Annotated in this window: 8 protein-coding genes; 4 read left to right on the top strand and 4 right to left on the bottom strand. The window is 43.9% G+C overall.

What is annotated here, in order from left to right:
- Positions 1-17 precede the first annotated feature (17 nt).
- From X939_RS22955 to X939_RS0108290, 4 genes are all read right to left on the bottom strand, one after another.
- Positions 18-503 (bottom strand): helix-hairpin-helix domain-containing protein, encoded by a 486-nt coding sequence (locus X939_RS22955; RefSeq protein ID WP_025762798.1) that lies wholly within the window; start codon positions 501-503, stop codon positions 18-20.
- Between the two features lie 40 nt (positions 504-543).
- Positions 544-1041, bottom strand: a complete 498-nt coding sequence (locus tag X939_RS22950) for a helix-hairpin-helix domain-containing protein (protein ID WP_025762797.1) — start codon at positions 1039-1041, stop codon at positions 544-546.
- Between the two features lie 29 nt (positions 1042-1070).
- A complete protein-coding gene (locus X939_RS0108295; protein ID WP_025762796.1) occupies positions 1071-1970 on the bottom strand; it encodes an OmpA family protein in 900 nt (299 codons plus the stop codon).
- Between the two features lie 363 nt (positions 1971-2333).
- On the bottom strand, positions 2334-3641 hold the full coding sequence (locus X939_RS0108290; RefSeq protein WP_025762795.1) for a Gfo/Idh/MocA family protein: 1308 nt from the start codon (positions 3639-3641) through the stop codon (positions 2334-2336).
- Positions 3642-3917: 276 nt separating this feature from the next.
- Here X939_RS0108290 and X939_RS0108285 point away from each other — a divergent pair, with 276 nt between their 5' ends.
- From X939_RS0108285 to X939_RS0108270, 4 genes are all read left to right on the top strand, one after another.
- Positions 3918-6677, top strand: coding sequence for a hybrid sensor histidine kinase/response regulator transcription factor (locus X939_RS0108285; protein ID WP_044198831.1), 2760 nt, complete (start codon positions 3918-3920; stop codon positions 6675-6677).
- A 267-nt stretch (positions 6678-6944) separates the two neighbouring features.
- Positions 6945-8267 (top strand): sugar porter family MFS transporter, encoded by a 1323-nt coding sequence (locus X939_RS0108280; RefSeq protein WP_025762793.1) that lies wholly within the window; start codon positions 6945-6947, stop codon positions 8265-8267.
- Positions 8268-8278: 11 nt separating this feature from the next.
- Positions 8279-9178, top strand: a complete 900-nt coding sequence (locus X939_RS0108275) for a carbohydrate kinase family protein (RefSeq protein WP_025762792.1) — start codon at positions 8279-8281, stop codon at positions 9176-9178.
- Positions 9172-12324, top strand: coding sequence for a SusC/RagA family TonB-linked outer membrane protein (locus X939_RS0108270; RefSeq protein WP_025762791.1), 3153 nt, complete (start codon positions 9172-9174; stop codon positions 12322-12324). Before X939_RS0108275 ends, X939_RS0108270 begins: the two co-directional genes overlap by 7 nt.
- Positions 12325-12329 lie beyond the last annotated feature (5 nt).

The raw sequence follows: 12329 nt of genomic DNA, 5'->3' as shown, positions 1-12329 counted from the left end.
TCCTCCCCTATAATCTCCTAGAGTCTCCGACCGCCGTCCAGACGGTCCTGAAGCTCCCCAAGTTCATCCCATTTTCCATCACGAGCCAAAGCGGCTTGCTCAGGCCAAGTATGTGGGTTGTGCATCTGGTTGCGACTGTCGGCTGCCACCAAAATCTGCGCAATCTTATCGGGATGCATTTCAGCTAACTGATCGAACCGGTGTATGCCCTTATTATTCAGGAGTTTTTCGATCATGGGACCTATGCCTTCTATAAGTTTTAAGTTGTCCTCTACATGAAATGGTACAGCAGCCATGGCTTGAATTTTCCGTTCCTCCGTTTGCTGCTGGCAATCGCTAACCGCCATTTGCAGTTCGGACACTTCACTGTGCAGCCTCTCCAGCTTCCCCCTACCCACTCTCCTTCCGAGCCACCAACCTATCAGGGCACTTAGAGCCAAAATAATCACCATCTCAGAAATGGCCACCGGCTGGCTCAACGGATTTATATTTAATATTATCATGATCTATATTTTAAACTTTTAACAATTGGCTAAGCTTGGATTACTCGGGTTTTCCCCCTATCAATTCGTCTTGCCAAGCCTTTAATTCCTCCCACTTACCCTGATGCGCCATCAGGGCCTGCTGAGCCCAGGTACTAGGGTCGTGCATACGGAATTTTGGACCAGCGTCGGCTAAAATCTCTTTTAGCTGATCAGTAGATGCCGTAGCGAGTTGATACAGGTTGTTTATCCCCGCATGGTTCAAAATTCTTTCTATCTTAGGACCTATCCCCTCTATTACCTTCAGGTCCTCTCTGGATGTATCGGCCTGGGTCGTCTTCTTTGGAGACATGTGAACAGCCCTGGGTATTTGGGCAGTTAAACCCCGTTTGCAATGTTCAAGGACATTGCTGAGTCGCAGGAGTTCCTGTTCTTGTATATCTTCTTCCGGTTTTCTGGAACGAAAGCCTATAATATAACCCAAAAGCGTCGCAACAACGATCATTAGTAAATGCTGCCACCAGGCATCTGTCAACCCATGTGGATTTAATTGAAACATATCCGTGTATGGTTAAATGTTAAGAAAAATTATTGAACGATAATGGAGCAACGTCGGTTGATCGAACGACCTCTGGGCGTATTATTATCGGCTTTCGGTTGTTGCTGCCCTTTACCCTCTATTGCTATCTGTTCCCGAGCCATCCCCCGTTGTACCAGAACCTGTTTCACTGCTTCGGCACGGCGCCGGGATAGGCTCAAATTGGAAGCCTCATTACCCGTATTATCGGTGTGTCCTATAAGTAATAATTTCTTGTCGGGATGATCCTTCAAATACGCCATGGCATGCTCAACGAATGATTCGTTGTCGGCATTTCTGATATATTGACTACTGCCAGTACTAAAATAAAGGTCCAGCGGCTCAAAAATGCTGCCAAATTTTTGCTGGTCTGCAAGTTCCTTTTCTGTCCCGAAACTAGCTTCTTGGGGATTTACAAAACCAATCTCCAAACCACCTCGCAATGAATCGGCCTCAAAAACGAGTTCCTCGTGAAGAACACCTGCTGTTGATATTCGATTGCCGTCTATGCCCATTTCTACAAACCAAGCTTTCATCGCTTCGGCTCTTGCTATACCCAAGTTGGGCCAAGTGCCAGGGTTACTTTCCGCGGTATGATAATACCCCTTCAATTCTATCCGCTTGGAAGGGTTACGATTTAAATAAGCTACCAATGAGTCTAGCTGAGGCTTTATGGGTAAAATCTGAGGAACAGATCCCGAACGGGCAAAGCCGAAATTTGAAACGGAATTAACAGAAAATGATGCCCCGTCATTAATTTTAAATTCGGGATAACTGTCTGTGGAGGCGAGGTGCGTGGTAGGGAGGAAGGACTCGTCACAAAGAAACTTAATATGACAATTATGCCACCAGGTTGCGGCGCCTATCCATCCAAACAACAATAGCCACCAGAAGGTATTATTTTTCGACATGATGAAAATGATAAGTGTGTGTATGATATGTTAACTCAGACCATTAACACCCCACTTTGTCACTCAATTGTCAAAGTTTTATTTGCACCATTTTCAAAAAAATATCTTCGAATTATCAGAAGGTCAAGGGAATTCCTCTTGCTGAAGTTGTTAATATGCCTCAGCTCATGGAATATTCGACATCCTCCCAACAGAGATGCATACAGGTAAGTGGTAAACAAAGGAGCTGCCTGCAAATATTTGAGTTTGCTTTACAAGCACTGCATCATGAAGGCAAGTATAGTAGAGTAATGCCTATAAAATTTGAGCCCAGACAATCGACTGGGCTCAAATTGAGATTACACACATCAAATTAACATCTACTTAAACTTTATCTGGTATTGAAAAGGGGCTGCGATATTTGCGCTTCAGATAGGTGTCTGCATCACTATCCCCTACAAATTTTTCTTGAACAGGATCGAAGGTAAGGGCTCGACCCGTGCGGTATGCAATATTCCCCAAGTGCGCCAGTCCAGAAGAAAGGTGTACTGTTTCGACGGGGCCATTAACCATAGAAGGGTCCTGGGCTACTACCGCATCTATAAAGTTCTTAAAATGGTCTCCCCCCGCCTTACGGGACGGGCCAGGCTTTCGGTCTTTTCCCAGGAATGTTTCGTAATAATCATAGCCTTTTATGACCATATAGCCTTCAGAGCCATAAAAAATATTGCCTATTCCCACACCGTCTTCCAGGTTGGTCATCCAGGGACGGACTTCAAATTCTATAATTTTTTTCTCTTTAGGATAGATATATGAGGAGGACAATAATTCGGGAGTTTCCTTGGCATCATCCCAGAGAAATTTGCCTCCTGCCGAAGTGATCTTTTCAGGAAATGTATCTAATCCCAGGCCCCATAAACACATATCCGTCTCGTGAATACCCTGGTTGCCAATATCCCCATTGCCATAGTTCCAGTGCCAGTGCCAATTATAATGCACATAGTTCTCCGAAAAGGGTTTCATCTCGGCCGGTCCCGTCCAGAGGTCATAATCCAATCCGTCGGGCACCTTCGTTACCCCCTTATCTCCAAGGTCTGGTCTCCACTTATAAACCAGGCCTCGAGCCATATAAACCTTACCTATCAACCCATCGTGCAGGTGCTTCACAGCCTCCTGCAAGGCAGCCGAGCTCCGGAGTTGCACGCCATGTTGCACCACCCGTTTGTATTTTTTTTGAGCATCGATCATTTTACGTCCCTCGTCAAAATGATGAGAGCCAGGTTTCTCTACATATACATCTTTTCCAGCCTGGCACGCCCAGATCATGGAAAGTGCATGCCAGTGATTAGGAGTTGCAATACTTACCGCATCAATTGATTTGTCGTCAAAAACCTTTCGCAAATCATTTTCTGTTCTGACTGTTTTGCCCGTTTTCGCTTTAAACTCCTTCGCACGTGTTTGCAAAATATTATTGTCGGGATCGCACAAGGTGGCTACTTCCACATTCTTTAAGGCATTAAATCCGCTGATATGGTTTTGCCCTCGTCCATTAACTCCTAATACCGCAACACGTACCCGATCATTGGCCCCAAAGGCCGAACTAGGCACGAAATAAGGTACGGTAAGTGCCAGGGCAGCACCTGTGGTATTCTTTAAAAACTTTCTTCTCGAAACAGATTGATCTTCATTCATGAGATAGATTATTGCGTGGTTCCCACAGTTAAGGTATGATAATAGACGGCAATAAGACCACCCTCCCCCTATTTTAAATCCAACTTTTTTAAACATAAATACCAAATGACTAGAATTAGCCAGATATTCTGATAAATTTAAATTTCGAATTATGCTTTTGCCAATCACCTATTTAGTCAAAAGGTAGTTTAATTTGTAAATTACAAAACCGAGCACCCGCCACACAAACGAAAGAGCTAGGAGTAGCCATGTTTCGTGGATAAATGTTTGATTTAAATGCCCCCAGCTCTTATGCCCAGCATCCGATACATATTCATATTATTTATCTCCTTAGTTTTACTAACAGGCTGCTCCGACAAAGAGCCGGCACGATATACTATTGGTTTTTCTCAATGCACCAATGCCGATGACTGGCGAAAAACCATGGTCGAAGGAATGGGTCGTGAGCTCTCATTCTATCCCGAAGTTTCCCTGGTGATGAAAGATGCCAATGGCCGTACAGAAACACAGATCAGTCAAATAGACCAGCTTATCGAACAAAAAGTAGATTTGCTAATTGTCTCTCCCAATGAATCAGCTCCGATCACCCCGGCAGTAGAGCGAGCCTATCATCGGGGTATTCCCGTCGTTATACTGGATAGGCAGACTAATTCGGAGCAATTTACTGCCTATGTAGGGGCGGATAACCGGGAGGTCGGTGCTTTGGCAGGGGACTATGCCAGAAATCTGCTTAAAGGGAAGGGGAATATTCTGGAGATCAGCGAACTGCCCGGATCGTCCGTTGATCTGGATAGGCATCGGGGCTTTCTTCAAGCTATCTCCCCCATTCCTCAGATACAATTGGTTAAGAAATTGAATGGGAATTGGGAGAAGCGAGACCTAACCAAGCCACTCCGCGAATACCTCAGCAGCCACCCAGATATTGACCTTATTTTTTGCCAAAATGATCGCCGAGCCTTAACGGCTTATGCCGTCTGCGAAGCCCTTGGCCTTTCAGAAAAAGTTAAGATCATTGGTGTGGACGGGCTCATGAAGCCCCTGGGAGGAGTCGACCTTGTGGATCAGGGTAAAATTGATGCGACTATATTATACCCAACGGGAGGAGAAGAGGCTATTGCTACAGCCATGGCAATTCTTCAAAAAAAAGCGTTTGAGCGCAAGCAAATACTTCCCATCACGGCCATCGACTCATCCAACGTCAGGATGATGAAGCTTCAAAATACCAAAGTATTAGCACAGCAAAAAGATATTGAACGTCGCCAGCAAAAAATCGAGCAACAACAAATCATCTCCAAAAACCAAACCCTAGTCATATATGGCGTATCAATTTCGCTCATTCTGGCCCTTGTCTTCGGTATCATTTCTTTCTATTCTTTAAAGGAAAATCGTAAGATCAATCATATGCTGGGACTTCAAAATGCCGAAATTCGTAGTCAAAAGAATAGGATTGAACAACTGGCTCTCCAGGCGGATCAAGAACACGAGACAAAGCTTAAATTTTTTACGAATATCAGCCATGAATTTCGTACTCCATTAACGCTCATCCTGGCACCCATAGAGGATTTGCTTTCGCAACCCCTACCTGGTTATCCAGCTATTCAAAGAGAACTTTCTTTGGTTCGAGTTAACACCCTGCGCCTGCTACGTCTTGTAAATCAGGTTATGGATTTTCGAAAACTGGAAAGCAGCAAAATGCAGGTTCATGGAAATTCACAAGATATAGTGGCATTTTTAAGACAGATCATGAACTCCTTCGAGCGGCTGGCTCAGAAACAAAAGATAGATTTTCAGTTGGTTACCTCCGAAAAGGAAATTATGGTATGGTTCGATCCGGGCATGTTCGACAAAATTATTTTTAACATATTATCAAACGCCTTCAAATTTGTCCCTAAAGGTGGGCGAATTTATATTTTTGTACGTCGAACCGAAGATGAGCAATTCGAGTGCCGTATAGAAGATAATGGCCCGGGAATGACCGCTTCCGATTTAGAACATATCTTCGAAGTTTTTTATCAGGGTTCAGGGAGCTACAAAACCTTAGGGACCGGCCTGGGATTAGCCCTATCTAAAGAGCTAGTTTCCTTGCATGGTGGTAGCATTGAAGCCCATAGTACACCATCCGAAGAGACATCTTTTACTATTCTGCTTCCACTGAGACCAGAAAAAGTTAATCAAAACGGGGTTCCTGCTTTTTCCCAAGGTGAATTTCCTCATATGGAAGAAATGGATCTGCCGGAAAATGATATAGAATGGGCTATAGATACCCCGTCAGTAAAGGGTAGGGAGCAATCGATACTCATCATCGAAGACCATAAAGAAGTCAGCGGATTATTAGCCCAGAAACTGCAGCCTGAGTATGACATATGGATAGCCTCCACCGGAGAAGAAGGCTTAAAATTGGCGTTCGACCATATACCCGACTTAATAATCAGTGATATAATGCTTCCAGGAAAAGATGGCTTAAGCCTGGCCCAAACGCTGAAAACTGATTTTCGAACCTCTCATATTCCCATCATGCTTCTCACGGCCCAAAGCGGTTTAGAGCAGCAGATCGCCGGAATTAAAACCGGGGTAGATAGCTATATCATTAAACCTTTTAATTTACAATTGGTGGCCGAAACGGTTAAGACTTTATTGAAAAACAGGATTCTTCTTCGGGAACATTATAGCAGTGAACTTCCCATTGAGCATAGCGGCACTATAGTCCCTAAGAAGTTAGACAAAAAATTCATTACTCAATTCACGGCCTATATAGAAGAGCATTTTGCACAATCGGAATTGAGTGTAGAAGATATAGCCACCGCCTTAGGCATGTCGAGAGTGCAATTATATAGAAAAGTAAAAGCCCTCCTAGGTATGAGTGTGAATGAATATTTGCAGGAGTCGAGACTAAATAAGGCTCGATTTTTATTGCGCCGTGAGGAGTACACCATTGCTGATGTGGCCTATAAGGTAGGCTTCTCTTCTCCTACTTACTTTTCCACCGCCTTTAAAAATCGTTTCCAACAAACGCCCATGGAATACAAAAAGAGTTAAATACGGAGTTTTTTATCATTCTGTCCCTTCATAATTCCATTTTAGCTTAGAGCCTGCTCAGAAAATGTATCAATATTTAATAAAGTTGTTTCAAAATCGAAAGTATAAATCTTAATACTTTACCCCCTAATAGTGATAACTATTTGTAATACAATAGATTAAAGCCACTCGAACCAACAGTATCAAAGTTTAACTTTTTTGAGATAATATTTAGTTATTCAAAGCACCCTTCCATCGTAGTTTTGACAAAAATATCAGAACTACAACATGAAAAAGAGTAAGGTACTAATCTGGTCAATCACAGTAGCTCTAGGGGGCTTCCTTTTCGGTTTCGACACGGCAGTAATTTCTGGCGCAGAAAAAGCTATACAGGCTTTGTGGGACCTTTCCCCTGTAGCCCATGGCTTTACGGTCTCCATTGCCCTAATAGGAACCGTAATAGGAGCCATGCTGGGGGGTATTCCTACGGATCGCTTTGGTCGTAAGAAAGTTTTAATATGGATCGCCATACTCTACCTAATCTCAGCCCTAGGGTCTGCATTGGCAATGGATTGGTACAGCTTTATCGCATTTCGCTTCCTTGGGGGCTTAGGAGTGGGAGCATCTTCAGTGGCCGCACCCTTATATATTTCCGAAATTTCCCCGGCCCGGTCCCGAGGTAAAATGGTAGGATTATTTCAGTTCAATGTGGTCTTTGGGATCTTGATTGCTTATTTCTCCAACTACTTTATGCAGGGTCTGGGCGACAATGCCTGGCGATGGATGTTAGGGATAGAGGCACTACCTTCTATCGTTTTTCTGGTGGCATTACTATATGTCCCAGAGAGTCCGAGATGGCTGGTCGTTAAAAAGGGAATGATCGATCAGGCCCGTCATATTTTGCAGCGCATTGATGAAGCCAATAGTGAGCAAATTTTACAGGACATTCTTCGATCATCAGAAGCCACGAAAGCCCATCCGAAGGCAAGGTTGTTTTCGGAACAATATAAAACCCCTGTGAGTCTGGCTATCCTTTTTGCTGTATTCAATCAAGTCTCTGGAATCAACGCCATTATCTATTACAGTCCCCGGATTTTCGAAATGACCGGACTGGGTACCAAGGCTGCATTTTTGTCTTCCGCTGGAGTAGGATTCGTAAACTTCACATTTACTCTGATTGCCATTAATTTTATTGATCGATTCGGCCGACGGACTCTAATGGCAATAGGTTCAGTAGGACTTATTATAACCCTAGCTTTAGTGGCAAGGGCCTTTTACATCGGCGACTTTTCGGGTGTACCCCTCTTTCTCTTCTTGTATATAGCATTTTTTGCCTTCTCACAGGGTGCCGTTATTTGGGTATTTATATCGGAAATCTTTCCCAATGAAGTCCGTGCTCATGGGCAAGCGCTGGGAAGCTTCACCCACTGGATTATGGCCGCCCTGATTGCCTTTTCCTTTCCTATCATCGCCGAGTATTTTGGCGGCGGGCCCACTTTCACCTTTTTCGCTCTGATGATGGTATTACAATTAATTTTTGTCTGGCGCATGATGCCCGAAACCAAAGGGATGTCCCTGGAAGGCGTAGGAAAAAATATTATTCAACATTAATAGCATATATTATGACACCTAAAGTGGTAATTTTTGGCGAGATGCTCTGGGATATGCTTCCCTCAGGAAAACAGCCGGGCGGCGCTCCAATGAACGTAGCCATTCACCTCAAAAATTTTGGAGGAGCCCCTATTCTGATCAGCCGGATAGGTTCAGACGACCTTGGGGAGGAACTGATGCACTACCTGGAAAGCCAAGGGCTCCCTACCCAACTAGTTCAGACCGGAACGACGCATCTGACTGGGATCGTAAAGGTAAATCTTAGTGACAAAACAGAGGTTACCTATAAAATTGTTCAGCCGGTAGCATGGGATTATATCCATTTGACCCCAGAAAACATTGAGTTGGTCACCCAAGCCGATGTTTTCCTTTACGGAAGCTTGGCAGCAAGAGGCGCTCAATCGAAAGAAACACTGCTTCACCTGCTATCGGTAGCCAAGCTTAAAGTATTCGATGTAAATCTTCGTCCCCCCTATTTTGACCAGCCTGCAATAGAAGAATTACTCTATAGAGCAGACATTGTCAAGCTCAACGAAAACGAGCTGAGTCTAATCGCTACATGGTACGGTTTGGAAGATGATTTCGAAGCGCAAATTAAAGACCTGATTGCCCGATTCCAATTACAGATGGTCTGTGTCACCCTTGGTGCCAACGGTGCCATTGTGGTGCATCAGGATCGCGTTTACAGGCAGCATGGTTTTCCTGTAGAAGTTCAGGATACCATTGGGAGCGGTGATTCCTTTCTCGCTATGTTCCTTCATCTTTTTCTCGAAGGAGTTTCTATTCCAGAAGCCCTTTGCAAAGCCTGTGGAGTAGGTGCTCTGGTAGCTACCCACCAAGGTGCCACTCCTACTATTTCCGAACAAATGCTTGTGGATTTTCTTAAAATAAAACATCAAACATCATGTTAAAACAATTACTATTAATTGCATTAGCCCTTGGGTGCTGTATTCAGATAGCGCTTGCCCAAAACAATATTTCAGGAAAGGTAACTGCTAGTGATGGAACAGGGCTACCTGGAGTGAGTATTTTAGAAAAAGGGACGACCAATGGTACTGTTACAGACATTGAAGGACAGTTTACCATTCGGGTTCAAGAAAATGCGACCCTCGTATTTTCCTATGTAGGTATGAATACTCAAGAGATCAGTGTAGGAAACCGTTCTAAGGTAGATGTTACTTTAGAAGATGACTCCAAGGCTCTAAGCGAAGTGGTCGTGGTTGGCTATACTTCATCTAAGAAAGAAGATCTTACAGGAGCCATTGCTGTAGTAGACATGGCACCACTCAAAAACATCAGTTCTGGCAATCCAATGCAGGCCCTTCAGGGTCGGGTGCCCGGTCTTTATATCGAAAAAAGTGGATCTCCTAACGGTTCCAACTCTCGTATCCTAATCAGAGGAGCTAATACGCTGGGTAATACAGATCCTCTTTATATTATTGACGGGGTACCCACTAAACGTCCCGAGGTCTTTCAGGGCTTGAATTCTAGTTCCATAGAGTCGATACAGGTATTGAAAGATGCATCAGCAGCATCTATCTATGGCTCCAGAGCATCTAACGGTGTCATTATTGTAACTACCAAAACAGGGATAAATAGCAATGGAAAACTCAATATAGATTTCAATAGCAGTATTTCAACACAGTCAGAAAAGTATGCGCGTTTTCCTATGTTGAATGCTATTGACCGAGGTAAGGCACTTTGGCAAGCTTCTGTCAACGACAAGGTTAATCCTGAAGATGGATACGGAGCACTTTATGATTTCGACTGGAACAAGGACTTCTCCAACCCGATACTAAACGGAGTGAAGGTTCAGCCCCTGGTAGGTGGAGACCCAAATATGCCGGCTGGAAATACTAACTGGCAGAAGGAAATATACAAAACAGGTTTTATAACCAATAGTGATTTAACCATTTCGGGTGGCACCAAGACCTCCGCTTTATCGATTAACTTGGGTTATTATAAAAATACCGGAATGCTTCGATATACTGGATATGATCGATTGAGTGGACGAATAAATGCCAATACCAGCACCTTCAATGGTCACTTAAAAATAGGAGCCAATGCCCTGATGGTGACTTCAAATGAAACTCTCCAGGCATCCGACATTGGGGGGGCTCCAACCCCGGGTTTAGCCATTACTTTGGCACCTACTATCCCTGTTTATGCATTAGATGGTAGCTGGGGTGGAGCAGTGGGCTCTGGATATTCCGACCGCAACAACCCTCTCCATATGCAGGAAATTAATAAATGGGATAATACCAAAAGACTTACCCTGTTTGGAAATGTATTTATTGAGGCAGAACCCGTTAAAAACTTATTTTTAAGAACAAGTTTAGGAGCCGATAACGGACGGTATTATAGTAAAAATATAGAGCAGGCCTTCGAAGAAGGTTCGTTTGGCAGAACCAGTAATAATCTAACAATAGATCAGAATCGGGCTATGAGTATTACCTGGTCCAATACCGTCCGTTTCAACCTGGATATGGGTGCCCATCGGCTCAAATTTCTGGCGGGAATAGAAGCCATAAAAAACGATTTCGGTTTTGAAACCGCGAGAAAAGAAGGGTTCGCCCAGCAAACGGAAGATTATTTTGTCCTCAGCGCTGGAACGGGCAACGCCAATATTTCAGGTTCTGGATCGGGTAGTAGATTATTATCTCAATTCGCAAGAATCGATTATGGATTCTCCGACCGCTACCTTGCTGCCTTGACCCTGCGTAGAGATGGTTCTTCCAGGTTTGGTACCGAAAACGCATATGGAATTTTTCCGGCAGCTTCTTTGGGCTGGAGAATTGATAAAGAGAAATTTTTTAGCCAGCTAAAAGCAGTAAGCAACCTGAAACTCAGAGCTGGAGTTGGAAGGGTTGGAAATCAGGAAATTGGTGATCTCGCGCGTTATGGCTTGTACGATACCCGCTACGGAGCACGTCAGTCGCAATACCCCAACGGACATAACAGTTTTTTCGATCAGTATTATAATATCGGAACGGCCTATGATCTTAACGGCGCTAATACAGGAAACCTTCCATCCGGCTTCGTCTCCATACAAGGTGCCAACCCCAACCTAAAATGGGAAACAACTGATGAGTTAAATGTGGGAATTGATTTCGGTTTTTTCAATGGGGTACTTCAGGGATCCTTAGACTATTTTACTCGAAAAACCAGCGATATTCTTATCACACCGCCAGTAGCATCAGCAGTTGGAGAAGGTCAGCTTAGGGTCGTTAATGGAGCTAGTAAGACCAATAATGGATTTGAATTTTCCTTAGGATATTTTGCCAAGCCTAAAGGTGATTTTACCTATAACGTAATGACGGGCGTGAGTCGGTTTCGAGATAAGATAACCGTGCTACCAGAGGAAGTAAGAGCCGCTTATCCTGGCAACGCCATTCAGACAATCCTAGGGCATTCGCAATTCGATCTTTTCGGTTACCAAACGGACGGCTTATTTCAAAATCAGCAGGAGGTAGATGCTGCTCCCACCCAGGTAGGTGCAGCTCCTGGTCGCATTCGCTATGTTGACAATAATGGAGACGGACAAATAGACGATTTGGACCGAGTATTCTTTGGGACTACCCTTCCAGCCTTCGAATATAATCTAAAGTTAGAAGCTTTTTATAAAGGCTGGGACTTCTCTGTATTCGGAAGTGGGGTCGCTGGACGATCTGGATATGACGCCTACACTTTCTACAATCATTTTATTAGAGGCCGTGATAATGTGGGACCTGGAGTATTTGATGCTTGGACACCTCAAAACACCAGTTCAAGTATACCTGCTCTGACCCTCTCTGACGTCAATAATGAAACCCGACCCAGTGATTATTTCAATGTGAATACGTCCTATTTTAAACTCCGAAACCTGCAGGTAGGTTACGCATTTAATAACGAATTGATTGCAAAAATTGGACTTGAAAGAGTACGATTATATTTGATGGCAGAAAATCTATTTCTGGCAAAGTCAAGCGATTTTACTGGCCCCGATCCGGAACGCATTGACATCAACAGCATCCCAATTCCCAGAACCTTTACGTTCGGTCTGAATCTATCATTCTAATCCCA

The sequence above is a fragment of the Dyadobacter tibetensis Y620-1 genome, from assembly GCF_000566685.1.
In the GTDB taxonomy this organism is placed as follows: domain Bacteria; phylum Bacteroidota; class Bacteroidia; order Cytophagales; family Spirosomataceae; genus Dyadobacter; species Dyadobacter tibetensis.
Note: the sequence above shows the minus strand (reverse complement) of the source record. Positions and strands in the feature narration are given on the sequence as shown.